The sequence below is a fragment of the Nocardioides sp. genome, assembly GCF_035503875.1.
Taxonomy (GTDB): Bacteria; Actinomycetota; Actinomycetes; order Propionibacteriales; family Nocardioidaceae; genus Nocardioides.
Genome location: NZ_DATJTA010000042.1, coordinates 1 through 25,467, shown reverse-complemented (window position 1 = coordinate 25,467; position 25,467 = coordinate 1). Strand labels below are relative to the sequence as shown.

At 72.3% G+C, this 25,467-nt stretch carries 22 protein-coding genes and 1 tRNA gene; 17 read left to right on the top strand and 6 right to left on the bottom strand.

The features are described from left to right. Positions 1-66: 66 nt before the first annotated feature. A complete protein-coding gene (gene aceE / locus VMF51_RS10065; protein WP_325474290.1) occupies positions 67-2,790 on the bottom strand; it encodes a pyruvate dehydrogenase (acetyl-transferring), homodimeric type in 2,724 nt (907 codons plus the stop codon). 237 nt (positions 2,791-3,027) lie between these two features. Here aceE and VMF51_RS10060 point away from each other — a divergent pair, with 237 nt between their 5' ends. The 12 genes from VMF51_RS10060 to VMF51_RS10005 all read left to right on the top strand — a co-directional run bounded on the left by VMF51_RS10060 (position 3,028) and on the right by VMF51_RS10005 (position 14,859). Beyond that, positions 3,028-3,465 carry a DUF3052 domain-containing protein gene (locus VMF51_RS10060; protein WP_325474289.1) on the top strand — a complete coding sequence of 146 codons (438 nt, stop codon included), beginning with the start codon at positions 3,028-3,030 and terminating at the stop codon, positions 3,463-3,465. Between the two features lie 70 nt (positions 3,466-3,535). Next, complete coding sequence (locus VMF51_RS10055) at positions 3,536-5,197, top strand: AMP-binding protein (protein WP_325474288.1); 1,662 nt, start codon at positions 3,536-3,538, stop codon at positions 5,195-5,197. Next, positions 5,194-5,661, top strand: coding sequence for a peroxiredoxin (locus tag VMF51_RS10050; RefSeq protein WP_325474287.1), 468 nt, complete (start codon positions 5,194-5,196; stop codon positions 5,659-5,661). The genes VMF51_RS10055 and VMF51_RS10050 overlap by 4 nt, the downstream gene beginning before the upstream one ends. Before the next feature lie 89 nt (positions 5,662-5,750). Then, positions 5,751-5,825 (top strand) — tRNA-Val (locus tag VMF51_RS10045). Positions 5,826-5,858: 33 nt separating this feature from the next. Beyond that, complete coding sequence (locus VMF51_RS10040; RefSeq protein ID WP_325474286.1) at positions 5,859-6,563, top strand: DNA alkylation repair protein; 705 nt, start codon at positions 5,859-5,861, stop codon at positions 6,561-6,563. Between the two features lie 15 nt (positions 6,564-6,578). Further along, positions 6,579-8,867, top strand: coding sequence for an HAD-IB family hydrolase (locus tag VMF51_RS10035; protein ID WP_325474285.1), 2,289 nt, complete (start codon positions 6,579-6,581; stop codon positions 8,865-8,867). Continuing rightward, positions 8,867-10,057 (top strand): zinc-dependent alcohol dehydrogenase, encoded by a 1,191-nt coding sequence (locus VMF51_RS10030; RefSeq protein ID WP_325474284.1) that lies wholly within the window; start codon positions 8,867-8,869, stop codon positions 10,055-10,057. Before VMF51_RS10035 ends, VMF51_RS10030 begins: the two co-directional genes overlap by 1 nt. Next, a complete protein-coding gene (locus VMF51_RS10025; RefSeq protein ID WP_325474283.1) occupies positions 10,054-11,634 on the top strand; it encodes a lactate racemase domain-containing protein in 1,581 nt (526 codons plus the stop codon). Before VMF51_RS10030 ends, VMF51_RS10025 begins: the two co-directional genes overlap by 4 nt. Next, a complete protein-coding gene (locus VMF51_RS10020) occupies positions 11,631-12,563 on the top strand; it encodes a lysophospholipid acyltransferase family protein (protein WP_325474282.1) in 933 nt (310 codons plus the stop codon). Before VMF51_RS10025 ends, VMF51_RS10020 begins: the two co-directional genes overlap by 4 nt. Positions 12,564-12,570: 7 nt before the next feature. Beyond that, a complete protein-coding gene (locus tag VMF51_RS10015; RefSeq protein WP_325474281.1) occupies positions 12,571-13,431 on the top strand; it encodes an SDR family oxidoreductase in 861 nt (286 codons plus the stop codon). A gap of 97 nt (positions 13,432-13,528) precedes the next feature. After that, positions 13,529-13,951 (top strand): hypothetical protein, encoded by a 423-nt coding sequence (locus VMF51_RS10010; RefSeq protein WP_325474280.1) that lies wholly within the window; start codon positions 13,529-13,531, stop codon positions 13,949-13,951. Between the two features lie 29 nt (positions 13,952-13,980). Continuing rightward, complete coding sequence (locus VMF51_RS10005; protein WP_325474279.1) at positions 13,981-14,859, top strand: serine/threonine-protein kinase; 879 nt, start codon at positions 13,981-13,983, stop codon at positions 14,857-14,859. Between the two features lie 127 nt (positions 14,860-14,986). Here the strand turns inward: VMF51_RS10005 and VMF51_RS10000 are convergent, their stop codons facing one another. From VMF51_RS10000 to VMF51_RS09990, 3 genes are read right to left on the bottom strand one after another with little or no spacing between them, the layout of a single operon-like run. Next, positions 14,987-15,664, bottom strand: coding sequence for a response regulator transcription factor (locus tag VMF51_RS10000; protein ID WP_325474278.1), 678 nt, complete (start codon positions 15,662-15,664; stop codon positions 14,987-14,989). Continuing rightward, entirely contained in the window at positions 15,649-17,034 is a 1,386-nt protein-coding gene (locus VMF51_RS09995; protein WP_325474277.1) for a sensor histidine kinase, read from the bottom strand. Before VMF51_RS09995 ends, VMF51_RS10000 begins: the two co-directional genes overlap by 16 nt. A 49-nt stretch (positions 17,035-17,083) precedes the next feature. Next, positions 17,084-17,473 (bottom strand): hypothetical protein, encoded by a 390-nt coding sequence (locus tag VMF51_RS09990; RefSeq protein WP_325474276.1) that lies wholly within the window; start codon positions 17,471-17,473, stop codon positions 17,084-17,086. A 148-nt stretch (positions 17,474-17,621) separates the two neighbouring features. Between VMF51_RS09990 and VMF51_RS09985 the strand changes: the two genes are divergently transcribed. Then, complete coding sequence (locus VMF51_RS09985; protein ID WP_325474275.1) at positions 17,622-19,166, top strand: AMP-binding protein; 1,545 nt, start codon at positions 17,622-17,624, stop codon at positions 19,164-19,166. A gap of 30 nt (positions 19,167-19,196) precedes the next feature. Here the strand turns inward: VMF51_RS09985 and VMF51_RS09980 are convergent, their stop codons facing one another. Continuing rightward, positions 19,197-19,511, bottom strand: coding sequence for an antibiotic biosynthesis monooxygenase (locus VMF51_RS09980; RefSeq protein WP_325474274.1), 315 nt, complete (start codon positions 19,509-19,511; stop codon positions 19,197-19,199). Positions 19,512-19,550: 39 nt separating this feature from the next. Between VMF51_RS09980 and VMF51_RS09975 the strand changes: the two genes are divergently transcribed. The 4 genes from VMF51_RS09975 to VMF51_RS09960 all read left to right on the top strand — a co-directional run bounded on the left by VMF51_RS09975 (position 19,551) and on the right by VMF51_RS09960 (position 23,882). After that, positions 19,551-20,681 (top strand): Nif3-like dinuclear metal center hexameric protein, encoded by a 1,131-nt coding sequence (locus VMF51_RS09975; RefSeq protein WP_325474273.1) that lies wholly within the window; start codon positions 19,551-19,553, stop codon positions 20,679-20,681. A gap of 76 nt (positions 20,682-20,757) precedes the next feature. After that, on the top strand, positions 20,758-21,453 hold the full coding sequence (locus VMF51_RS09970; RefSeq protein WP_325474272.1) for a zinc ribbon domain-containing protein: 696 nt from the start codon (positions 20,758-20,760) through the stop codon (positions 21,451-21,453). Then, positions 21,450-22,604, top strand: coding sequence for a bifunctional RNase H/acid phosphatase (locus VMF51_RS09965; RefSeq protein ID WP_325474271.1), 1,155 nt, complete (start codon positions 21,450-21,452; stop codon positions 22,602-22,604). Before VMF51_RS09970 ends, VMF51_RS09965 begins: the two co-directional genes overlap by 4 nt. Before the next feature lie 9 nt (positions 22,605-22,613). Continuing rightward, on the top strand, positions 22,614-23,882 hold the full coding sequence (locus VMF51_RS09960; protein ID WP_325474270.1) for an aminoglycoside phosphotransferase family protein: 1,269 nt from the start codon (positions 22,614-22,616) through the stop codon (positions 23,880-23,882). 291 nt (positions 23,883-24,173) lie between these two features. Here VMF51_RS09960 and VMF51_RS09955 read toward each other — a convergent pair. After that, positions 24,174-25,467, bottom strand: a 1,294-nt coding sequence (locus VMF51_RS09955) for an HNH endonuclease (RefSeq protein WP_325474269.1), incomplete at its 5' end; no start/stop codon positions are given.

Here is a 25,467-nt window from a genome sequence, read left to right as displayed (position 1 = left end):
CCCCTCCTCGACTCACGGGGTTTCGAGGCTCGGCGCTGGCGCGCCTCGCACCTCAACCAGCGTCACTCAGGCGTCGCCGCCCTCCTGCTTCACGCCGGCGACCGCGGTCGGGTCGTCGATGCGGTACTGCGCGAAGGCCTTCTCGACCTGGGAGCGGTCGATCTCGCCCTGGTCGGCCAGCGCCTGCAGCGTCTGGACGACGACCGACTGCGCGTCGATGTGGAAGTACCGACGAGCGGCCGGGCGGGTGTCGGCGAAGCCGAAGCCGTCCGCGCCGAGGACGCGGTAGTCGGCCGGCACCCAGCGGGCGATCTGCAGCGGGACGGCCCGCATGTAGTCCGACACCGCGACGACCGGGCCGGAGACGCCCGCCAGCTTCTCGCTGACGTACGCCGACCGCGGGGCCTCGCCCGGGTTCAGCAGGTTCCACTCCTCCGCGGCCACGGCGTCGCGAGCGAGCTCGTTCCACGACGTGACCGACCAGGTGTCGGCCTGGACGCCCCACTCCTCGCTGAGGATCCGGGCGGCCTCGCGGACCCACGGGAACCCGACGCCGGAGCCGAGCAGGGTGACCCGCGGCCCGTCGCCCTCGGCCTTCGACATCTGGTGCATGCCGCGCAGGATGCCGTCGACGTCGACGCCCTCGGGTTCGGCCGGCTGCTGCGTCGGCTCGTTGTAGACCGTGAGGTAGAAGATGACGTCCTCGGCGTTCTCGCCGTACATCCGCTCGAGGCCGCTCCTCATGATGTGGCTGATCTCGAACGCGTGAGCCGGATCGTAGTGCACGACCGCCGGGTTGGTCGCCGCGAGGAGCGGCGAGTGACCGTCGGCGTGCTGGAGGCCCTCGCCGGTGAGCGTGGTCCGGCCGGCGGTGGCGCCGATCAGGAAGCCGCGCGCCAGCTGGTCGGCCATCGCCCAGATCGAGTCGCCGGTGCGCTGGAACCCGAACATCGAGTAGAAGATGTAGAACGGGATCATCGGCTCGCCGTGCGTGGAGTACGCCGAGCCCGCGGCGGTCGCCGAGGCCATCGCGCCGGCCTCCGAGATGCCCTCGTGGAGCATCTGGCCCGCGGTCGACTCCTTGTAGGAGAGCAACATATTGCGGTCGACGGACTCGTACTGCTGTCCGGCCGGGTTGTAGACCTTCGCGCTCGGGAACATCGCGTCCATACCGAACGTGCGGTACTCGTCCGGGGCGATCGGCACGATGCGCTTGCCGATCTCCGGGTCGCGCATCCAGTCCTTGAGCAGCCGGACCACGGCCATGGTGGTGGCGATGGAGTTCTTGCCGCCGCCCTTCTTCAGCTCGGCGTACGTCGCGTCGCCCGGGAGCTGGAGGGGCTTGGCGCGCAGCACGCGCTTCGGCACCGAGCCGCCGAGCTGCTGGCGGCGCTCCATCATGTACTCGATCTCGGGGGCGTTCGCGCCCGGGTGGAAGAACGGCGCGGAGCCGGTCTCCTCGTAGGAGCGCTCGAGGTCGCGGTCGGAGATCGGCAGGTAGAGCCGGTCCCGGAACTTCTTCAGGTCGTCCGGGGTCAGCTTCTTCATCTGGTGGGTGGCGTTCTTGCCCTCCAGCGCGTCGATCGTCCAGCCCTTGATCGTCTTCGCGAGGATCACGGTCGGCTGGCCGACGTGCTTCTTCGCGGAGTCGAACGCGGCGTACACCTTGCGGTAGTCGTGGCCGCCGCGGGGGAGCTTCTGGATCTGCTGGTCGCTCATGTGCTCGACCATCTTGCGCAGCCGCGGGTCGCCGCCGAAGAAGCTGTCGCGGACATAGGCGCCGTCCTCGACCGAGTAGGTCTGGAAGGCGCCGTCGGGGGTGCTGTTCATCTTGTTGACCAGCACGCCGTCGACGTCCTGGGCGAGCAGCTGGTCCCACTCGCGGCCCCAGACGACCTTGATGACGTTCCAGCCGGCGCCGCGGAAGTTCGCCTCGAGCTCCTGGATGATCTTCCCGTTGCCGGTGACCGGTCCGTCGAGCTGCTGCAGGTTGCAGTTGATGACCCAGGTGAGGTTGTCGAGCTCCTCGCGGGCGGCGATGCGGATCGCGCCCAGCGACTCGGGCTCGGCCATCTCGCCGTCGCCGAGGAAGGCCCAGACGTGCTGCTGGCTGGTGTCCTTGATGCCGCGGTTGTGCAGGTAGCGGTTGAACCGCGCCTGGTAGATCGAGTTGATGCCGGTCAGGCCCATCGAGACCGTGGGGAACTCCCAGAAGTCCGACATCAGGCGCGGGTGGGGGTACGACGGCAGCCCGGCGCCCGGCCCGTGCTGGACCTCCTGGCGGAACCGGTAGAGCTGCTCCTCGCTCAGGCGTCCCTCGAGGAACGCGCGGGAGTAGACGCCGGGCGAGGCGTGGCCCTGGATGTAGATCTGGTCGCCGCCGCCGGGGGCGTCCTTGCCCTGGAAGAAGTGGTTGAAGCCGACTTCGTACAGGCTGGCCGAGGACTGGTACGTCGCGATGTGGCCGCCGACCTCCAGCCCCTTGCGGTTGGCACTGGAGACCATCACGGCGGCGTTCCAGCGGATGAACGCGCGGATCCGCCGCTCGATCTCCTCGTCGCCGGGGAACCACGGCTCCCGCTCGGGCGGGATCGTATTGATGTAGTCGGTGCTCCGCAGCGCGGGTACCCCGACCTGCATCTCACGCGCGCGCTCCAGGAGCCGCAGCATGACGTAGCGCGCGCGTTCGCGGCCACGCTCGTCGACCAGGGCGTCGAAGGAGTCGAGCCAGTCGTGGGTCTCGTCGGGGTCGATGTCGGGCAGCTGGGTCGGCAGTCCCTCGTGGATCACAGCAGGGTTGGTGCCGCCTCGCGTGCCGGAAGGTGTGGGTGAGTCTTCGGTCACCAGCCCATCGTGTCACGCCCCCCGGATCGGCAAAATCTACCCGTCGGTACGTCCACGGCGGCCCGTCCGAGGTCCGCACCGGTGTGGACAGAGGTTGCGCCCCGCCCCGGACTCCGCTGGACTACTCCTCAATCCGGCCGCCGGGCACCCGGTGGTCGACCCGATTCGTCTGGAGGATGTCAGTTGAGCGCGACCGCGGGTGGCGGGTCCACCCAGACAGGAGCTGCTGGAGCTCCCGAACGTCTCGGCTTCAAGCCCGGCATGGTGATCCAGGAGCTCGGCTGGGACGAGGACACCGACGACGCCCTGCGCGTCGCCATCGAGGACGCCATCGACGGCGACATGGTCGACGGTGACTACGGCAACGTCGTCGACGCCGTGCTCCTGTGGTGGCGCAAGGAGGACGGCGACCTGGTCGACGGCCTCGTCGACTCGCTCACCGACCTGGTCGGCGGGGGAGCGATCTGGCTGCTGACGCCGAAGGTCGGCCGCCCGAACGCCGTCGACGCCTCCGACATCGCCGAGGCCGCGCCCATCGCCGGCCTCTCGCAGACCACGACCGCGGCGATCAGCAAGGACTGGGCAGCGACCCGGCTGGTGGCTCCGAAGACCCTGTCCTGAGCCCGCGCCGACTCGCCCGCGGGTCCAGCGGGCCGTCGTACCCCTCCGGGGGTCGGATAGGAATGTCCTCGTGCTGCAGAAGCTGATCGACCGCGCGACGACGGCCGGGACCGGCGCCCGGGTGCTGGTGGGGTCGGGGATCATCCGGCCGTACTCGCCGGCCGTGCTCGCCCGGCTGCTCGGCACGGTGCGGGCCTGGGGGACCGGGCCGGCCGGTGGCTTCGCCTCGCTCGCCCTGCGCGAGCCCGACCGGGTCGGGATCGTCGACGAGCGCGGCTCGCTCACCTTCGGCGAGCTGCACGAGCGTTCCGACGCGCTGGCCCGCTCGCTCCGACGCCGTGGTGTCGGCGAGGGCGACGCGGTCGCGCTGATGTGCCGCAACCACCGTGGTTTCGTCGAGGCCACCATCGCGGTCGCGAAGCTCGGGGCCGACGTGCTCTACCTCAACACCGCCTTCGCCGGTCCCCAGCTCGTCGACGTGCTGGAGCGGGAGCGGCCGACCGTCGTCATCCACGACGAGGAGTTCACCGAGCTGCTCGCGGGCGCCGAGGCCGGCACCCGCGTGCTGGCCTGGACCGACTCGGCCGACCTGCCCGACGACGTGCTGAGCGTGGACGGGCTGATCGACTCCGTGAGCGACGACGCACCCGGGGACCTGGAGCCGCCCACCCGGCACGGCCGGATCATCATCCTGACCTCGGGCACCACCGGCACACCGAAGGGCGCACCGCGCCACGAGGCCGGCATCGACGCGGCGATCTCGCTGCTGTCGCGGATGCCGCTGCGCTACGGCTGGCGGACCCACATCGCGGCGCCGCTGTTCCACACCTGGGGGTTCGCCCACCTGGCGCTGGCGATGCTGCTCGGCTCGACGGTCGTGCTGCGGCGCAGGTTCGATCCCGAGGAGGCGCTCCGCCTCACCGCGGCCGAGGAGTGCGACTCGCTCGTGGTCATCCCGGTGATGCTGCAGCGGATCCTGGGGCTGCCCGAGGACGTGCTGGCGTCGTACGACCTGCCGCGGCTGAAGGTCGTGGCGGCCTCCGGCTCCGCGCTGCCCGGCGACCTGGCGCTGGACTGGATGGACCACTTCGGCGACAACCTCTACAACATCTACGGCTCCACCGAGGTGGCGTACGCCTCCATCGCGACGCCCGAGGACCTGCGCGAAGCACCCTCCTCGGCGGGCCGGCCGCCGTGGGCGACCGTCGTCAGGATCCTGGACCAGGACGACCGGGAGGTCGCGCCCGGCGAGCCCGGCCGGATCTTCGTCGGCAACAACCTGCTCTTCGAGGGCTACACCGGCGGCGGCCACAAGGAGGTCGTCGACGGGCTGATGTCCACCGGCGACCTCGGCCGCTTCGGCGCCGACGGGCGGCTGTACGTCGAGGGCCGGGACGACGAGATGATCGTCTCCGGCGGCGAGAACGTCTTCCCGCGGGAGGTCGAGGACTGCCTGGCCCGCCACGAGGCGGTCGTCGAGGTGGCCGCCGTCGGCGTCGACGACGAGGAGTACGGCAGGCGGCTGCTCGCGTACGTCGTCCTGCGGGACGGTGCCTCGACCACGCAGGACGACCTGAAGGACTGGGTGCGGCAGAACCTCGCCCGCTACAAGGTCCCGCGCGAGATCGTGATGCTCGACGAGCTGCCCCGCAACGCGACGGGCAAGGTGCTCAAGCGGGAGCTCGCCCACCACAGACCCAGCAGCGACAACGAGAAGGATGGTGAGGCGTGACCGGCCTCGAGCTCGGCGGCCCGGCCCCCGACTTCACTCTGCGGGACCAGTTCGGCCAGGACGTCACCCTGTCGTCGTACCGGGGGACGAAGGCGGTGCTGATCCTCTTCTACCCCTACGCCTTCTCGGGCGTCTGCACCGGCGAGATGGCGGGGGTCCGCGACCGGCTGGCCGACTTCCTGACCTTCGACACCGAGGTGCTGGCGATCTCCTGCGACCCGATGTTCGCGCTCCGCGCGTTCGCGGACTCCGACGGGCTCAACTTCCCGCTGCTCTCGGACTTCTGGCCGCACGGCGAGGTCGCCCGGGCGTACGACGTCCTTGACGAGCGCACCGGATCCGCGCGGCGCTCGTCGTACGTCGTGGACCGCGAGGGCAACCTGAGCTGGTCGGTGCACAACGCGATGCCCGAGGGGCGCGACCTCGCCGAGCACCTGCGCCAGCTGCGCGCCGCGGCGGGCTGAGACGCCGATCCGGGGGACGCGTTTCGCGCACGTCGGCGCCCTCGTCTAGGGTGTGCCGCGCCTCGGATCGTCGTGCCTGCCGGGGCTCCGGGCGTATAGCTCAGCGGTAGAGCTCCTCGCTTACAACGAGGCGGTCGGGGGTTCGATCCCCTCTGCGCCCACCACCCGGATCGCTCGGGCCTCCTACGCTGTCGTGGGTGACCCGCCCCGACGACCGCCTCGTGGAGGCGATCCGGTCGGCCCTGGCAGCGGCCGCCGACCCCGAGCGCGCGGTCGGCCAGCAGGCCTACATGAAGTCGACGATGCCCTACCGCGGCGTCACGCTGCCCGCGCTGCGCCGGCTGCTCCTACCGCTCCTGGCCGAGCACCCGCCCGCCGACCGGGAGTCGTGGGAGGCGACGATCCTCGAGCTGTGGGACGAGGCCGCGTTCCGCGAGGAGCGGTACGCCGCCACCGCGCTGGTCCGGCACCGGGCGGCCGAGCCGTGGCGCGACCGGGACGCCGTGCCCCTGGCCCGGCACCTGATCGTCACCGGCGCCTGGTGGGACCACGTCGACGAGCTGGCCGTGCACCTGGTCGGCGCCGCGTTGCGGGCGGACCGGGCCGCGCTGACGCCGGTCCTGCGGGCCTGGGCCACCGACCCCGAGAGCCTCTGGCTGCGCCGGACGGCGGTGATGTGCCAGGTCGGCGCGCAGGCCGAGGTCGACCGGGACCTGCTCCGGTTCGCGATCGAGGCGAACCTCGACGACCGGACCTTCTGGCTGCGCAAGGCGATCGGCTGGGCGCTGCGCGACCACGCCCGCACGGACCCCGACTGGGTGCGCGCGGAGGTGGCCCGGCTGGGGGACCGACTGTCCGGGCTCTCGCGGCGTGAGGCCCTGAAGCACCTGTCGGAGGCTTAGGGCAGAATCTCGCGGGTGGCTGAGGGACCAGTGGCGATCAGATCGGTGGCGGAGCGGCTCGACGGCCAGCACGTCCTGGTGACGGGCGTGACCGGCTTCGTCGGCGAGGCGTTGCTCCACCTGCTGCTGACCGAGGTCCCCGGCGTCCGGGTCTCCCTGCTGGTCCGCCCGAAAGGCTCCACGAGCGGCGCCGCCCGGATCGCCAGCCTGCTGAAGAAGCCGATCTTCGCCGAGGTCGTCGAGGCGGCGGGCGGCATCGAGCCGCTGATGGCCGCGCGGGTCGGGGTCGTCGAGGGCGACCTGGCCGACACCCCGGAGCTGCCTAAGGGCCTCGACGCGGTCGTGCACTGCGCCGGCGACGTCTCCTTCGACCCGCCGGTCGACCAGGGCTTCCGCACCAACGTCGTCGGCACCCGCGAGCTCCTCGCCCGGGTCCGGGAGTCCGGCCCCGACGTCCACTACGTGCACATCTCGACGGCGTACGTCGCCGGCCGTCGCCGCGGCAGCATCCCCGAGGGTCCGGTCGAGCACGACGTCGACCTCGACGCCGAGACCGCGTGGGGCCTGGGCCAGCGCGAGCGGGTCGAGCACGAGTCCCGCAGCGCCGACGCGCTCACCCGGCACCGCAAGAAGGCCGAGAAGGAGCACAGCCGGGCCGGCCTGCTCACCGCCGCGAACGCCACCGAGGCCGCCCGCAAGCAGTGGGTCAAGGACGAGCTGGTCCGGATCGGCACCGAGCGCGCCCGCAGCCTCGGCTGGACCGACTGCTACACCTTCACCAAGGCGCTCGGCGAGCGGGTCGTCGAGGAGCACGCCCGCGAGCACCGGGTCTCCATCGTCCGGCCCAGCATCATCGAGTCCGCCCTCGAGCGCCCGCACCCGGGCTGGATCGAGGGCTTCAAGATGGCCGAGCCGCTGATCCTGGCCTACGGCCGCGGCGAGCTCCCGGAGTTCCCGGCCTCGGCCGACACCACGGTCGACATCGTCCCGGTCGACCACGTGGTCTCCGCGATCGTCGCGGTGCTCGCGCACCCGCCGGTGGTCGGGGACCCGGCGTACTTCCACGTCTCGTCGGGCGACCGCAACCCGCTGACCTTCGGCCAGCTCTACGAGAACGTCCGCGCCTACTTCGACGTGCACCCGTTCCAGGCCGGCGACCGCGGCGCGGCCCGGCTCCCGGACTGGCGCTTCCCGGGTGCCCAGTCGGTGAACCGGCTGCTGACGACCAGCGAGCGCGCCCACCAGGTCGCCGACTACGTGCTCGGCCACGTGCCGCGCAGCGACCGCACGCGCGACCTGGCCCGCAAGCTCGACCAGCAGGGCCGGCGCCTGGAGTTCCTGCGCCGCTATCTCGACCTCTACCACGAGTACGCCCAGGCCGAGCTGCGGTTCTCCGACCGCTCGACGATGGCGCTGCAGCGGTCGCTGTCCGCCGAGGACCAGGAGCGGTTCGCGTTCGACACCTCGGTCGTCGACTGGCCGGTCTACATCCAGGAGATCCACTGCCCGGCCGTCACGAAGCCCGTGCGCCGGCTCGACGAGGTCCGGTCGGCCCGGCGCCGGGCCGCGCGCAGCGGCCCGCGACCGGTCGGCGAGGGCACCGACGCGGCGGCGTTCTTCGACATGGACGGCACGCTGCTGTCCTCGAACGTCATCGAGACCTACCTGTGGATGCGGCTGCCCGAGCTGTCCGGCACCGAGCGGTTCGCCGAGCTCGGCCGGGTGGCCGCCAAGGTGCCGACGCTGGTGCAGGCCGAGCGGCGTCAGCGCAGCGACTTCCTGCGCACCGTCTACCGCGAGTACGCCGGCGCCCGGGTCGCCGACCTCGACGCGATCGCCGACGAGCACCTCACCAGCCACGTGCTGTCGCGGCTCTCGCCCGAGGCGGTTCGCCGCATCCGCGAGCACCGCCGCGCCGGTCAGCGGACCGTGCTGATCACCGGTGCGATCCGGCCGCTGACCCGCCCGCTCGCGACCCTGTTCGACCACATCGAGGCGGCCGAGCTGGCCGTCGACGAGCGCGGAATCTGCACCGGCCACCTGGCCTCGTCGCCGCTGGTGGGGGAGTCGCGGGCCGCCTGGATGCGCTCCTACGCCGCCGAGCACGGCATCGACATGACGAAGTCCTTCGCGTACGCCGACTCCCACTCCGACCTGCCGCTGCTCGAGGCCGTCGGCCACCCGGTCGCGGTGCGGCCCGACGTACCCCTCTACCGGCATGCGCGGCGCCACCACTGGACGGTCGTCGACTGGGCCAGCTCCGGCTCGTCGACGCGCACCCTCAACCCCGCAGGGGGCCTGTGATGATGCTCGCGCTGGAGATGTTCCGCTCGCTGCCACGCACGGTGGCGGGCAAGGCGGTCGGGAGCCGGCTGCCCGGCATCCTGTCCGGGTACGCCGCCCCGCTGCGGCTGGTCACGATCGACGCGCCGAAGGTCGACCGCCCCGGGTGGGCCCGGCTGCGCACCCGGCTCTCGGGCATCTGCGGCTCCGACCTCGGGATGCTGTCCGGGCAGACGTCGCTGTACTTCTCGGCCCTGGTCTCGCTGCCGTTCGTGCCCGGCCACGAGGTGGTCGCCGAGCTGCTGGAGGACTGCGAGGACCTGCCCGCCGGCACCCGCGTGGTCGTCGACCCGGTCCTGACCTGCGCGGCCCGCGGCGTCGAGCCCTGCGAGGGCTGCGCCGCCGGCAGCACCAACCGCTGCTCGCGGATCACCGTCGGCGACGTGTCGCCGGGGTTGCAGACCGGGTTCTGCCACGACACCGGGGGCGGCTGGGGCCAGCAGCTCACCGCCCACCGCAGCCAGCTGCACCCGGTGCCGGAGGGCCACACCGACGAGCAGGCCATCCTGATCGAGCCGATGGCGTGCGCGGTGCACACCGCGCTGCGCGCCGGCGTACGTTCCGGTGACCGGGTGCTGGTCAGCGGGGCCGGGTCGGTGGGCCTGTTCGCGACGTTCGCGCTGCGCGAGCTCACCGCCGCCGGCGAGATCATCGTCGTCGCCAAGCACGGCCACCAGCGCGAGCTGGCCCTGGAGCTGGGCGCCACCGAGGTGGTGGCCCCGGGCGAGGTGCTGCGCCGGGTGCGCCGCTCCACCGGCGCCTTCCAGCTCCAGCCGGAGTACTCCTCGCCGTACCTCCTGGGCGGCGTCGACGTCGCCGTCGACGCGGTCGGCAGCAAGCAGTCGCTGGAGACGGCGCTGCAGGCGACCCGTGCCGGCGGCCGAGTGGTCCTCTCCGGGATGCCCGCTCCGGCAGACCTGTCCGCGGCCTGGTTCCGTGAGCTCGAGGTGGTCGGCACCTACGCCTCCGCCCGCGCCGACGACGCGTTCGGGAAGGCGACCGAGCTGGTCGCCCGCGACGCCGTCGCCCGGCTGTCCAAGTCCGTCGCCAGCTACCCGTTGCACCGCTGGCGTGAAGCGCTCGACCACGCCCACTCCACCGGCCGGCTCGGCACGGTCAAGGTGGCCTTCGACCCGAGGAGCACACAATGAGCAGGCCCGGTTTCGTTCTCGAGGTCGACGACCGGACACCGCCGCTGGTCGTGCACGAGGGGTTGGGCTTCCGGCTGGAGAGCTTCCCGCTCGGGACCCGCGTGGTCTACCCGCCCGAGTCGCTCCCGAGCGTCCCCGACGTCGACGAGGCGATCCGCGAGGCGCTGCTGCACCCGGTCGACGCCGACCCGCTGCCGTCGCTGCTCTTCGCGGGGATGCGGCTGACCATCGCCTTCGACGACCTGTCGCTGCCGCTGCCCTCGATGAAGTCGCCCGACATCCGCGGCCGGATCATCGAGCACGTGCTCACCCTGGCCGCCGAGGCCGGGGTCGATGACGTCGAGATCATCGCCGCCAACGCGCTGCACCGGCGGATGACCGCCGCGGAGCTGAAACACATCGTGGGGGAGCGGGTCTTCCGCTCGTTCTTCCCGCAGGGGAAGCTCTACAACTTCGACGCCGAGGACCGCGACAACCTCAGCCACCTCGGCACCACCGAGCACGGCGAGGACATCGAGATCAGCAAGCGGGGCGCCGAGTCCGACCTGCTCGTCTACGTCAACGTCAACCTCGTGGCGATGGACGGCGGGCACAAGTCGGTCGGCATCGGGCTCGCGTCGTACAAGTCGCTGCGCCACCACCACAACCCGCAGACGATGGTGCACTCGCGGTCCTTCATGGACCACAAGAAGTCGGCCATGCACCACTCCGCCTGGCGGATCGGGCGGGTCATCAAGGACACCGTCAAGGTGTTCCAGATCGAGACGACGCTCGACAACAACGTCTTCCCGAAGCCCTACGACTTCCTGATGAAGCGCGAGTGGGAGTGGTCGGTCCGCGACCAGGCCTCGATGCTCGCCGCCAAGCGCGGACTGTCGGTGGCCCCGCAGAAGCTGCGGCACAAGATCTTCCACGACCTGCGGGCGCCGTACGGCCTGACCGGCATCAGCGCCGGCGAGGTCGAGGCCGTGCACGAGCAGACCCTGGAGCGGGTGCACCGCCAGCAGGTCGTCGAGGTGCAGGGCCAGTCCGACGTGCTGGTGATGGGGGTGCCCTACCTCGGCCCCTACAACGTCAACAGCTCGATGAACCCGATCCTCGCGACCTGCATGGGGCTGGGCTACTACTTCAACTCCTACCGCCACCAGCCGGTCGTGCGGAAGGGCGGCGCGGTGATCCTGTACCACCCGCTCAACGAGGGCTTCAACCAGCTGCACCACCCGTCGTACGTCGACTTCTACGAGGAGGTGCTCGCCGAGACGACCGACCCGGCGGTCATCAGCGCGAAGTACGAGAAGCAGTTCGCGGAGGACGAGTGGTACCGCCACCTCTACCGCACCTCGCACGCCTACCACGGCGTCCACCCGTTCTACATGTGGTACTGGGCGGCGCACGCCATGGACCACGTCGACGAGGTGATCTGGGTCGGTGCCGACCGCAAGGTCGCGTCGCGGCTCGGCTTCCGGGCCGCCACCACCCTGCAGGACGCGCTGGAGATGGCGTCGGGCACCGTCGGGTCGTCGCCGTCGATCACCTACCTGCACAACCCGCCGCACCTGCTCGCGGACGTCCGATGAGCTTCCTCAAGGAGACCGCGGACGACGTCCGCACGATGGCCCGCGGCTGGCGCTGGGGGCGGCGCTCGATGGTGCCGCGGTCGGCCGAGCAGTACGTCCTGCCCGCGAAGTCGACGGTGTTCCCGTCGGACTGGTCGCGCCGGCGTCCGGCGATCGCGGCCCGCGAGGTGGCGCAGAAGGGTGGGCTCGAGCCGCTCTTCCGCTCCCAGGTCCGCACCCGGGTCGAGGGGCTCGACGTGCTCGACCGCATCGACGGTCCGGTGATCTTCGCGGCCAACCACGCCTCGCACCTCGACACCCCGCTGATCCTGCTGTCGCTGCCCGACGAGTGGCGGCGGCGGACGGCGGTCGCGGCGGCCGCCGACTACTTCTTCGACACCTGGTGGCGCGCGGTCGGCTCGTCGCTGCTGTTCAACACCTTCCCGATCGACCGCCGCGGCGGCGCGATGGCGACCACGCCCGGCGAGGTGCTCGCCGACGGCTGGAGCCTGGTGATCTTCCCCGAGGGCACCCGCTCGCAGGACGGCTGGATGGGCAAGTTCCGGATGGGCGCCGCGTTCCTCGCCCACGAGTACGGCGTGCCGGTGGTCCCGGTCGCGCACCGCGGGACCTTCGCGGCGATGCCGCGCGGCGCCGGCTGGCCGAGCCCCGGCCGCCGGCAGCTGACGATCCGGTTCGGCGAGCCGCTGCGGCCCGCCGAGGGCGAGTCGGTGCGGGAGTTCGCGCCGCGGATCAAGGACGCCGTCGCGCAGCTGCTCGACGAGGACTCCACCACCTGGTGGGAGTCGAAGCGGCGGGCCGCGTCCGGCGCCACCCCCGACCCGTCCGGTCCGGAGGTCGCCCAGTGGCGGCGGGTCTGGGCGCAGAGCGAGTCGCCGCAGGTCACCGCCGAGCCGTCCGGCCGCCGGCTGGCCGCCTGGCGCCGCTGAGCGGCCCGTGACGCGCGCGGAGCTGGCCGGCAAGGCCGTCGTGGTCACCGGCTCGACCCGCGGGATCGGGCGCGCCGTGGCGGAGCTGCTGGTCGCCGAGGGTGCCTCGGTCGTCGTCAACGGCCGCGACACCTCGCTCGTCTCCGATGTCGCCACCGAGCTGGGCGCCGTCGGAGTGGCCGGGTCGCCGGCCGAGCCGGGGGTGGCCGAGCGGCTGGTCGATGCCGCGCTCGCGTCGTACTCGCGGCTGGACGGGGTGGTCAACGTCGCCGGCATCGCCGAGCCGCCGGGGTCCTCGATCCTCACGATCACCTCAGCGGAGTTCCGCGAGCTGATCGACGTGCACCTGCACGCGACCTTCGAGACCTGCCGGGTCGCGGCGCGCCACTTCGTCGACGCCGGGGTCGCGGGCAGCATCGTGAACACGACCTCCTTCGCCTTCCAGGGCATGTACGGCGGCACCGGCTACCCGGCCGGCAAGGGCGCGGTCAACAGCCTGACCCTGGCGCTGGCGGCCGAGCTGCGCGAGCACGGGATCCGGGTCAACGCGGTCGCGCCGGGTGCGCGGACCCGGCTCTCGACCGGCGACGACTACGAGCAGCACATCGACGACCTGCACCGGCGCGGGCTGCTCGACGACCTGACCCGGGCCGGCTCGCTGGAGCCCGCGCCGGCGTCGTACGTCGCCCGGCTGTACGCCTACCTCGTGAGCGATCTCGCGACCGGCGTGACCGGGGAGGTGCTGGCCGGGTCGGGCAACTACCTGGCCCGGTTCGCGGCGCCGTCCTCGACGATGCTCGCGTGGCGCGACCACACCGCCGAGCCGCCCTGGGAGCTCGCGGAGATCGACGCCTTCGTGCGTGGGTGAGAGCCCTCTCATGAACGCCTCACAGTCACCTCACCGCCACTGAGCAGAGTCGTCCTCGTCAACACCACGGGCATCCGCCCCGACGAGAGGACAGACCATGAGGAAGACCCTGACGATCGGCACGATCGGACTCGCGGGAGCCGTGACCACGGGGCTGATCGCGTTCACCTCGCCCGTCTCGGCCAACGACGACCAGGCCTACCAGCGCAAGGACGACAACCCGGACGTCGTGATCGCGATCGACGACGACGACGATGACGACACCTTCGGTCGCAACGACAACACCAACACCCGGACCAACGCCCAGACGCGGACCCGCACCCGGGGCACCAACACCGGGAACAGCCGGTCGACCCGCGACCACACGAACAGCCGGTTCACCAAGGTCAGCCGCGACCGCGACCTCAGCCGCAGCGACCTCACCCGCGACTGGACCAACGACGGGCCGGGCAAGAACAACCGCGACCTGAGCGCCGACACGACCAACGACCGCTCGCGCAACGACACCCGCGGCCGCTGAGCGACGACCTGGACCGGGAGGTTCGACCGATGGGCAGCACCGACACATGGACGTTCGCCGAGGGCGACGCCATCACCCCCGACCTGACGGCCGTCCGGCTGCTGGGCGGCGGGTCGTCGTACGAGGCGTACCTGGCCTTCGACGAGATCACCTACGCACCCGTCGTGGTGAAGGTGGTCCGGCCGGGGCTCGTCGCCGACGAGTCCAGCCTGCGCGGCCTGCGCCGCGAGGTGGAGGCGCTGGCCGCGGTCAACCACCCGGTCGTGGTCCGCGGGCTGCGGCACCGGCTCGACGGCGACCGGCCCCACGTCGTACTCGAGCAGATCGACGGGCCGCGGCTGTCGTCGCTGGTCCGGCGCTACGGGCCGCTGCAGGAGCAGCAGTACCTGCCGCTCGGGATCGAGATCGCCAGCGCGCTGCACTACCTGCGCCACCTCGGCTGGGCGCACCTGGACATCAAGCCGAGCAACGTGATCATGGGCGCGCCCGCGCGGCTGATCGACCTGTCGGTGGCGCGCCGGGTCGAGGACGCGGCCGCCCTCACCGTGCCGATCGGCACGGACCTCTACCTCTCGCCCGAGCAGTGCGACCCGCCGACGACGGGGGAGCCGGGGCACGCGAGCGACGTGTGGGGCCTGTCCGCGACGCTCTTCGAGGCGGTCGCGGGCTACCGCGCCTTCGACGACGGCGACCTGGACTCCCCGGACGTCCGGGTCCGCTACCCCCAGCTGGTCGACGACCCCTACGAGCTGCCCGACCGGGTCCCGCACGAGGTCGCCAAGATCCTGTACGCCGGCCTCGAGAAGCGCCCCGCCGACCGGCCGCTCCCGCACGAGTTCGCCGAGGCCCTCGAGCCCGTCCTCGCCCGCCAGCCCCGCGCCCGCCTCGCCGGCTTCAAGGTCCGCTGACCCCCACCCACCACCCCCACGCCGAGTCGGCAGAAGTTGACCCTCGAGTCGGCAGAACTTGCAGACGTACCGTCAGCAAGATCTGCCGACTCGACGCGCAACTTCTGCCGACTCGGCGATTTCGGGGTCAGGTGTTGAAGCGGTAGCCCATGCCGCGGACGGTGGTGACGGTGTGGGCGCCGAACTTGCGGCGGAGGTAGCCGACGTACACGTCGACGACGTTGGAGCCGGGGTCGAAGTCGAAGCCCCAGACGTGGTCGAGGAGCTGCTCGCGGGAGAGCACCTGGCCGGCGTTGCGGATGAAGATCTCCGCCAGCGTGAACTCGCGGGCCGACAGGTCGACCTGGCGGCCGCCGACCGTGGCGCGCCGGGTGCGGACGTCGAGGTGTACGCCGCCCGCCTCGAGCACCTCCTCGCGGGGTCCGGCGCCGGTGTCGGCCGCCTGGGCCTGGCGCAGCCGCAGCCGGATCCGCGCGATCAGCTCGGCGAACCGGAACGGCTTGGGCATGTAGTCGTCCGCCCCGCCCTCCAGCGCCGAGACCGTGTCGGTCACCGAGTCGCGGGCGGTCAGCACGATGACCGGCATCCGCGAGCCCTGCGAGCGCAGCTGGTCGAGCACCTCGAAGCCGTCCATGCCGGGCAGGCCGATGTCGAGGACCATCAGGTCGAAGTCGCCGCTCAGCGCGTGGTCGAGCCCGGCCGGGCCGTCGCCGGCGACGGTGGCCACGTGGCCCTCCGAGCGCAGGCCCTTGGCCACGAACGAGGCGATCCGCGCCTCGTCCTCGACGATCAGGATGCGGGCCACGGCGACTCCTCGGAGGACGGACGGGCGGGGAGCTCGACGACGAACAGGGCGCCGGGCGGGTCGGCGTCGGTCACGGCGACGGTACCGCCGTGGGCGGCGACGATGGCGCCCACGATCGACAGGCCCAGGCCGAAGCCCTCGTCGTCCTCGGACACCGACGAGCGGCCGAACCGCTCGAAGATCTTCTCGCGGTCGGGCGCCGGGACGCCCGGTCCGGTGTCGCGGACCCACAGCCGCACGACGCCGTCGTCGTACGACGACCCCAGCGCGACCGTGTCGCCGGGCGAGGTGTGCTTGACGGCGTTGTCGGCGAGCTGGAGCAGCGCCTGGGTGAGCCGCTGCGCGTCGGCCGGTACGACGCCCGCCGCGCTGGCGTCCAGGACCCAGTCCCGGTCGCCGAGCCCACGCGCCTTGGCGTAGGTGTCCTCGGTGAGGGAGGCGAGGTCGACGTCGGCGAGCGTGACGAAGTCCGGCCGGTCGCTCTTCGCGAGCAGGATCAGGTCGCCGACCAGCCGGGACATCCGGTCGACCTCGTCGAGCAGCAGCGCCCGGGTCTCGGCGACGTCCTCGAGGCTGCCGGTGTCGAGCAGCTCCAGGTGGCCGCGCAGCACGGTCAGCGGCGTCTTCAGCTCATGCCCGGCGTCGTCGAGGAACCGCCGCTGCCCGGTGAAGGCCTCCTCCAGCCGTTCGAGCATCCCGTTCACGGTGCGGGTCAGTGCGGTGATGTCGTCGTTGCCGGAGATCGGGAGCCTCCGGGACAGGTCGGTCTCGCCGATCTCCTCGGCCGTCTCGCGCAGGGTGCGCAGCGGGGCGAGCAGCCGCCCGGCCTGCCAGAACGCGGCGGCCGTGACGAGCAGGAGCGAGAGCGCGGCGACGATGGCGTAGGTGCGCATGGTGTCGTGCAGCCCGGCGAGTCCCTCGGCGAGCCGGACCGCGACCACCAGCGCCCCCGTCTCGCCGGCGACGGCCACCGGCTGGGCGGTGATGAGGACCTCGCCGTCGGGGGTGTCGAGGCGGGTGCTGCCCCCGTCGCGCACCAGCGGCGCGGCGGCCGCCTGGAACGCCGGGTCCTCGGGCAGCTCGTCGTCGGCGGGGGACTTCTTGCGCGGGCTGTCGCCGACCCAGCCGACCAGCAGCTCGTCGTCGTCGGGGACGCTGCTGGTCATGAAGCCCTCGAGCATCGCCCCGACGTCGGCGTACGACGTCCCGCGGGTGGCCGTGAACTGGGCGAACTCGTCGAGCTCCTGGTCGACCGCGTCGACGGTCTGCTGCTCCAGCCGCTCGGCCTCGATCAGGTAGACGATCGCCCCGGCCACCCCCAGCGCGACCAGCACGAGGGCGGCGACGGTGGCGGTGATGCGCACACGCACGGAGACGCCCGACCGGTGCGGTCGGGCGTCGGGTGCGGGTTGGGAAGGCTCAGTCGTCGTCGTCACCGGGACCGCTGTGGTCGTCGTCCCCGTCGTCGTCATCGTCACCATCGTCGTCCCCGTCGTCATCCCCGTCATCACCGCCGCGGCCCCGGCCGCGCCCGGAGTCGTCGTCGACCTCGCCCAGCCCGGGCGAGACGCCTTCGATGTCGTCGTCATCGTCGTCGTCATCGGGCTTGCCGGTGGGCGACGGTGCGGTGGACGGGGTGGGCGTGGAGGTCGGGCCGGTCGTGGGGGTCTCGCTGGGAGACGGCGTCACGACGATCGGCTCGCGTCGTACCGGCTCGTCGGCCGAGGAGGCCGCCAGCGAGCCCACGACGAACGCGCCCACCGGCAGCACGAGGCCGAGGGCGAGGAGGAGCTTCCAGACGCGACTCATGACACCGACGATCCTGCCCCATCGTGGGGCGGCGGTGAGAGTCCCATGAGAGGACTCTCATCCGAGCGGGCCGCCCGCCCGGACGACCGGCGACCAACCACCCCTGCCTAGAGTGGCCGCTGTCACGTTCCGGGCACAGGAGGCAGCCATGATCGTCCCCTTCAGCATCTCCGACTTCCTCGACCGCGCCGTCCAGGTCTACGGCGAGCGGGTCGGTGTCGTGGACGAGCCGGACCAGCCGGCGGCGGCCCTGGGCAACGAGCACGGTGAGCTGACGTACGCCGAGATCGGTGACCTGGCCCGGCGCCAGGCGGCCCGCCTCGACGAGCTCGGCATCGGGGTCGGGGAGCGGGTCGCGATCGTCAGCCACAACAGCTCGCGGCTGCTGACGTCGTTCTTCGGCGTCGCCGGGTTCGGCCGGGTCCTGGTGCCGGTGAACTTCCGGCTGCGCCCCGACGAGGTGCAGTACATCGTCGAGCAGTCCGGCGCCCGGGTGCTGTACGTCGACCCCGAGGTCGACGAGGCGCTGGCCTCGGTGACCTGCGAGCACCGCTTCGTCCTCGGCGACGACGAGAGTCTGTACGCCGCGCCCGGCACGGAGCCCATGCCTTGGGAGCCCGACGAGAACGCCACGGCGACCATCAACTACACCTCCGGGACGACCGCGCGGCCCAAGGGCGTGCAGATCACGCACCGCAACATCTGGGTCAACGCGACGACCTTCGCGATGCACGTCGGGGTCAGCGACCGTGACGTCTACCTGCACACCCTGCCGATGTTCCACGCCAACGGCTGGGGCCACCCGTTCGCCGCGACCGGCCTCGGGGTGAAGCACGTGGTGATCCGCAAGATCGACGGCGCCGAGATCCTGCGGCGCGTCGAGGAGCACGGCGTGACGTACATGTGCGCGGCCCCCGCCGTGGTCGCGGCGGTGCTGGAGGCGGCCCAGACCTGGGACGGCCCGATCCCGGGCCGCGACCGGGTGCGGATCATCGTGGCGGGCGCCCCGCCGCCGACCCGCACCGTCGCCCGGGTCGAGGAGGAGCTGGGCTGGGAGTTCATCCAGATCTACGGCCTCACCGAGACCTCGCCGCTGCTCACCGTCAACCGCTCCCGCCAGGAGTGGGACGACCTCAGCGCCGACGAGCGGGCGGCCAAGCTGGTCCGGGCCGGTGCCCCCGCCCTCGGCGTCACCCTGTCGCTCGGGCCCGAGGACGAGGTGCTCGCCCGCTCGAACGTCGTCCTCGAGGGCTACTGGGAGAAGCCCGAGGAGACCGCGGCGGCGCTCGCCGACGGCTGGTTCCACACCGGCGACGGCGGCACGATCGGCGACGACGGCTACCTGACGATCAGCGACCGCAAGAAGGACGTGATCATCACCGGCGGCGAGAACGTCTCCTCGATCGAGGTCGAGGACGTGCTGTTCAGCCACCCGGCCGTCGCCGAGGTCGCGGTCATCGGCGTCCCCAGCGAGCGGTGGGGCGAGACGATCAAGGCCCTCGTGGTGCTGGCGGCCGGCGAGACCGCCACCGAGGCGGACCTCATCGCCTGGTGCAAGGAGAAGGCGGCCGGCTACAAGGCCCCGACGTCGATCGAGTTCCGCGACGAGCTGGCCCGGACGGCGACCGGCAAACTGCAGAAGTTCAAGCTGCGGGCGCCGTACTGGGAGGGCCGCGACCGGCAGGTCAACTAGGTCTCGATACGCCCGCTCGTCCCTCGCGAGCTACTCGACCACCGACGGGCGGACGTCGAGCACGACCTCGAACTCCAGCAGGTCGGCGCCGGAGGCGACGGGCTTGCCGTGCTCGCCGCTGTGGGCGGCGCGGGCGCTGCCGTCGCGCCAGGCGGCGAACGACTCCTCGTCCTCCCACTGGGTCACGACGAAGTAGCGGTCCTCGCCGGCGACCGGGCGGAGCAGCTGGAAGCCGAGGAAGCCGGGGGAGCCGTCGACGGTGCCGGCGCGGGCGGCGAACCGCTTCTCCAGCTCCTCGTGGGCTTGCGGCGGGACGGAGATGGCGTTGATCTTCACGACGGGCACGGGCTTCACGGTAGCGGCTGCCTCGATAGCCTCCGGGGCATGCCTACGCCCGTGCCATCGCTCCACGACGTCGTCGACCTGCTGCACGGCTGGTACCCGCCCGCGACCGCGGACTCGTGGGACGCCGTCGGGTTGGTCGCGGGGGACCCGGCGGACCCGGTCGGGAAGGTGATGTTCGCGGTCGACCCGACGTACGACGTCGCGCGCGAGGCCGCCGACTGGGGTGCGGACCTGTTGGTCGTGCACCACCCGCTCTTCCTGAAGCCGGTCCACGGGGTCGCCGCGACGACCCCGAAGGGGCGCACCGTCGCGACGCTGGCCCGGGCCGGCTGCGCGCTGCTGACCGCGCACACCAACGCCGACCAGGCGGTGGGCGGGGTGTCCGAGGCGATGGCGACCGCGCTCGGTCTCACCGACCAGGCGCCGATCGTGCCCGCACCCGCGGAGCAGCGCGACAAGCTGACGACGTACGTGCCGGTGACCGACGCCGACGCGGTGCGCTCGGCGCTGGCGTCGGCGGGCGCCGGCCGGATCGGCGACTACGACCAGGCGTCGTTCAGCAGCTCCGGGCAGGGCCGGTTCCGGCCGCTGGCGGGGGCGAACCCGGCCATCGGCGCGGTCGGCGAGCCCGAGGTGGTCGAGGAGGAGCGGATCGAGGTGGTGCTGTCGCGGTCGCGCCGTACCGCCGTCGTCCGGGCGCTGCTCGCCGCGCATCCCTACGAGGAACCGGCCTGGGACCTCACCGAGCTCGCCGACGCCGGCCTCGCGACGACGGGGACGGGACGGATCGGGACGGTGCCCGAGCAGACCCTGCGCTCCTTCGCCGAGTCGGTGGCGCGGACCCTGCCGGAGACCGCCCACGGCGTGCGGGTGGCGGGCGACCCGGAGCGCGTCGTACGACGGGTCGCGCTGTGCGGCGGAGCCGGCGACTTCCTGCTCGACACGGTGCGCCGGACCGACGCCGACGTCTACGTGACGAGCGACCTGCGGCACCACCCGGCCTCGGAGTTCCGGGAGCAGGACGGCCCGGCGCTCGTCGACGTCGCGCACTGGGCGGCCGAGTGGACGTGGTTGCCGGTGGTGGAGGCGAGGCTGCGGGCCGCGCTGGGCGATACGGTGGAGACCCGGGTCAGCGTCGCCGTCACCGACCCGTGGACCTTCCGCCCCTGATCCCGCCCACGCACGCCAGGAGACTCCGCTGAAAGCCGACCCGATCGCCCAGCTCAAGCTGCTCGACGTCCAGGCCTTGGACGCCCGCGCCGACCAGCTGCGCCACCAGCGGGCGACCCTGCCCGAGAACGCCGAGATCAGCGCGCTGCAGGCCTCGCGCACGGAGCTCGACAACCGCGCCCGCGACGCCCGGATCGTGGTCGACGACCTGACCGCCGAGCAGGAGAAGGTCGACGCCGACGTCGAGCAGGTCAAGGCCCGCCGCACCCGGGACCGCGACCGGATGGACCAGGGGCTGATCACCAACCCCAAGGACCTGGAGCGGATGACCCACGAGCTCGCGTCGCTCGAGCGCCGGATCTCGACGCTGGAGGACGAGGAGCTGGAGGTCATGGCCCGCCTCGAGGACGCCCAGCGCGACCTCGACACGGTGCGTGCCGAGCTGGCCGAGGTCGACGAGAAGCTGGGCGGGCTGACCGCGTCGCGCGACGAGAAGGCGGCCGCGCTCGACGCGCAGCTCGTCGACGTCGAGGCGCAGCGGGGACCGTCCGTCGAGGGCCTGCCGGCGGACCTGCTGGCGCTCTACGACAAGCTCCGGGCCAGCAAGAACGGCGTCGGTGCGGCCGAGCTGCGCCAGCGCCGGTGCACGGGCTGCCAGCTCGGCATCGACAACGCCGAGCTCGCGGTCATCCGGTCGACGCCCGCCGACACGGTCGTGCGGTGCGAGGAGTGCTCGCGGATCCTGGTGCGGACGGCCGAGTCGGGACTGTGACCCGCTCGGTCACGGCCGCGGTCGTCATCGAGGCCGACGGCGGGTCGCGGGGCAACCCCGGCCCGGCGGCGTACGGCGCCGTGCTGCGCGACGCCGCGACGGGCGAGGTCATCGCCGAGGATGGCAGCACCCTGGGCGTCGCGACGAACAACGTCGCCGAGTACCAGGGCCTGATCGCCGGGCTGCGGCTCGCGCAGGAGTTCGCGCCGGACGCCGAGATCGAGGTCCGGATGGACTCCAAGCTCGTCGTCGAGCAGATGTCGGGCAACTGGAAGATCAAGCATCCCGACATGAAGCCGCTGGCCGCGGAGGCGGCACGGCTGGCGCCGCGCGGGACGTCGTACACCTGGATCCCGCGGGAGCGGAACTCGCACGCCGACGGGCTGGTCAACGACGCGCTGGACGGACGGCGGTCCGGGGTGCGGGTGCCCGGGGAGGCCGACGACTCGGCGGTCGAGGAGGCGGAGAGCCCCGCGCGCGGCTGGTCGGCCTCGGTCGGAGCGCCGACGACCCTGGTGCTCGTGCGCCACGGGGTCACCTCGCACACCGTCGACAAGCGGTTCTCGGGCGGGCTCGCCAGCTCCAACCCCGGGCTCAGCGACGAGGGGCGCGCCCAGGTGCGCTCGACCGCGGCCTGGCTCGCCCCGATCGCGGAACGCGTCGACGTCGTGGTGGCCTCGCCGGTGCGTCGTACGGCGGAGTCCGCGGCCATCGTCGGCGAGACGCTGAACCGACCCGTCGTCGAGGAGCCCGGCTTCGCGGAGATGGAGTTCGGGCACTGGGACGGGCTCACCTTCGCCGAGGTCGCCGAGCGGCACCGGGCCGAGATGGACGGCTGGCTGGGGTCGCTGGACGTCGCGCCGACGGGCGGGGAGTCGTTCCGGACGGTCGAGAAGCGGGTGCTGGACGGGCTGCAGCGAGTGCTCGACGCGCACGCGGGGCGGACCGTCGTCGTGGTCAGCCACGTGACGCCGATCAAGACGCTGGTCGCGCACGTGATGGGTGCGCCGCTGGAGGCGGTGTTCCGGATGGAGCTCTCGCCCGCGTCCGTGACGGTGGTCGCGTTCTACCCCGACGGGAAGAGCTCGCTGCGGCTCTACAACGCGCAGCCGCCCGAAAATGACGCGTTCTCCGACCCGGGTCGCTGGTAGAACGACCGGGTGCTGAGCCGCCACCACCAGATCGCGCTGTTCGATGCCGGCTCCGGGCGGGTGCTCGTCGTCGACGGCGCGCTGCCGCGCCGGCCGGACCGGTGGCCGTCGTTCGCGGAGCTCGCGGCGGCGGTGGGAGCCCCGCATGCCGGAGCGGCCGGCCCGCCGTGGCGCACGCCCGACGGGACGGTGACCAACCTGCTGGTGGGCGACGGGACCTCGTCACTCCCTGGAGCGCAGTGGGTCCCCCTCGCGGAGATCGGCGTACCGGGGCTGGAGGAGGCGTGGTCCCGGTGGTGCGCGGGCTACCGCGAGGACGGGCGGGCGGCGTGGTTCGTCCGCGGCTGGATCGACGAGGTCGTCGCCTGGGTCGACGCTGCTCTGCCTGGGCACGGCTGGGAGCGCGCGGGGGAGCCGGTTCCGGAGAAGCTGTGGAGCCTGTCCGCGGTGCTGCGGATCCCGGTGACGCGGGTCGGCGAGCCGGGGGAGCTGTGGTTCAAGGCGACGTGTGACGGGTTCCGTCGCGAGCCGGCGCTGACGGACGTCGTACGACGGCTCGCGCCGGACGCCGCACCGGACGTCGTGGCCGTGGACGCCGAGCGGGCGTGGATGCTCATGGAGCCGCTCCCCGGGGCGGCCGCTGGTGCTCCGGCTGAGCGGGCGGTCGACGTGGCCCGGCGGCTGGCCCGGCTGCAGCTCGACACCCTCCCGGCCCGCGCGGAGCTGCTCGCCGCCGGAGCTCCGGATCGCGGGCTCGACGCGACCCTGGCGACGCTCGGGACGGTGCTGCACGAGAGCGTCGACGTACTCGACGACGACCAGCGGGCTCGCGCCGCCGCGCTGGAGCCGTGGCTGGTCGCGTCGGTGCGCGCGCTCTGGGACGACTCGCTGCCCGACACCCTCGCGCACGGCGACCTCCATCTCGGCAACGTGGCCTGGGTCGACGACCGGGCCGTGTTCTTCGACTGGACCGACCTGTGCCTGACCCACCCGTTCCTCGACGTACGGCACCTCGCGGACAGCGCGGCCGAGGAGTCCTCGGCCGATGCCGTGCGGCAGCAGGTCTGGGAGGCGTACGCCGAGCCCTGGCGCGCCGCCTACCCGGAGGTGGACCTGGACGCCTTGTGGGAGCTCACCCGCGTGGTGAACGCGGTCTTCCAGGCCATCACCTTCGAGCAGATCTATCAGGCCCAGCCCGCCGGCTCGCGGTGGGAACTGGCCACGGTCGTGGGCGAGCTGATCGACAAGCTCAGCGAGATGCGGAGCGCGAACCGGTAACTCAGCGCCGCACCCGGTCGCGCGGATGGTTCAGGCGCGTGGGGGCTGTTGTTCGACCGCTGCTTCAACAACGCTGCTGACGCGGGTCGAGGTGCGAAGGACGAAGCCCGGGCCGCCCCGCTGGTTGAGGTGCGAAGGACGAAGTCCTGAGCCTCGAAACCCGGTGACCCGAGAGGCAGCCTGTGGTCGTCGCGGTCGTTCGGCTCACCCGGGTTTCGAGGCTCGCTCCGCTCGCACCTCAACCAGCGTCCGGGGAGTGGCGCGCCTGTAGCCCTGACGGGCCGGTGCCGGTCAGGGCTGCAGGGTCTCGAGCGGGATGGTGCCGTGGTGGTCGCGTCCGAAGATGAGTCCGTTCGGACTTCGCCAGACGAACGAGGTGTCGTCGACCTTGTCGTAACGCCATCGCGTGTGCGTCTTCGCCCGGTGATGTCGCCGGCAGAGCGGTGCGATGTTGCAGTCGCAGGTCGGTCCGCCGCGGGCGGCGGGGTCGATGTGGTCGCAGTCCGCACGGCGAGCCCGGCGTTGGCACCAGGGGAACACGCACGTGTGTTGGAGCAGGATCTGGCGTTCGCGAAGTCGGTCCGGGGTCTCGTAGGCGTCGACATGGACGTGGTCGCTCAGGTCGATGACCGGCTTCACGATCACCTGGGTGTCGGGGTTCGCGCACCAGGTCTTGACCTGATCGGTCGACACGAAGGAGTGGGTCTCCTCCACCCGGGCGAGGTCCAGCTCGCGTCCTGACCCGCCGAGCGCTGCTTCGGAGAGGTGGACGTGCAGCAGGACCTGGCGGGGCTTGGGCCGATCCTCCGGCTCCGCCGCCGCGAGGTCGAGCGAGAGCTGGCGCCGAGCCAGGTCCCCGACCGCGATGGAGCGGCGGACGTCCAGTGGTGCGTCCAGGCCGAGAGTGCCGAGGTCACGCGCCCGGCGGGCGACGGCGTCCTCCAGATCCAGCGCGTCGGCCAGGTCCAACGTGCCGTGCACGTCGACGCAGCCGTCGAAGGAGACCTGGCGGGTCTCGATGTCGAAGTGCCGTCCCTCCTGGGCCGCGATCTGACGGGCGAGGGCTTCGTCGGGGTCGAAGCGGACCCGGGCCTCCTCCACGGTGCGGTCGAGCTGGGCGATCGACACCTTATGAGCGACCGCGTGCAGGTGCGCGTCGACGTACGCCGCGCCCGCCATGGGGAGGTCGAGGGTGGACTTGGCGATCCGGCGGGCTTTCCACACCGGGAGGTCGAGGGACTGGACTCGGGCGTAGAGGCGTGGGAGCCGGTGGGCCAGCTCGACCGCCTCACCCAGATACATCCGACCCGCGTCGGAGGAGAGGCCGAGGGCTGCGGCGAACTCCAGAACGGAGAACTCGGCCACCAGCGGGGCGCCGGGTCCGGCGATCGTCAGCGCGTCTTCGTCGCTGTGGACGAGGGTCGCGGCGTCGTCCAACGAATCGGTCGAGTGCATGCCGGCCCACGCGACGGCGGCGGCGAGTTGGTCGGCCTCGGCTCGTGCTGCGACGGTGCGGCGGGCGCCCACGTAGGCGAGCAACGCGGATGCGTTGTCGCAGTCGTGGAGTTCCCGAGTGGCCATACGA

Bases quoted from the DNA above. Each gene is read 5' to 3' on its own strand.
- VMF51_RS10010 (WP_325474280.1), top strand. From the start codon at position 13,529: ATGAGGAAGACCCTGACGATCGGCACGATCGGACTCGCGGGAGCCGTG.
- VMF51_RS10020 (WP_325474282.1), top strand. From the start codon at position 11,631: ATGAGCTTCCTCAAGGAGACCGCGGACGACGTCCGCACGATGGCCCGC.
- VMF51_RS10005 (WP_325474279.1), top strand. From the start codon at position 13,981: ATGGGCAGCACCGACACATGGACGTTCGCCGAGGGCGACGCCATCACC.
- VMF51_RS09975 (WP_325474273.1), top strand. From the start codon at position 19,551: ATGCCTACGCCCGTGCCATCGCTCCACGACGTCGTCGACCTGCTGCAC.
- VMF51_RS09985 (WP_325474275.1), top strand. From the start codon at position 17,622: ATGATCGTCCCCTTCAGCATCTCCGACTTCCTCGACCGCGCCGTCCAG.
- VMF51_RS10025 (WP_325474283.1), top strand. From the start codon at position 10,054: ATGAGCAGGCCCGGTTTCGTTCTCGAGGTCGACGACCGGACACCGCCG.
- VMF51_RS10030 (WP_325474284.1), top strand. From the start codon at position 8,867: ATGATGCTCGCGCTGGAGATGTTCCGCTCGCTGCCACGCACGGTGGCG.
- VMF51_RS09990 (WP_325474276.1), bottom strand. From the start codon at position 17,473: ATGAGTCGCGTCTGGAAGCTCCTCCTCGCCCTCGGCCTCGTGCTGCCG.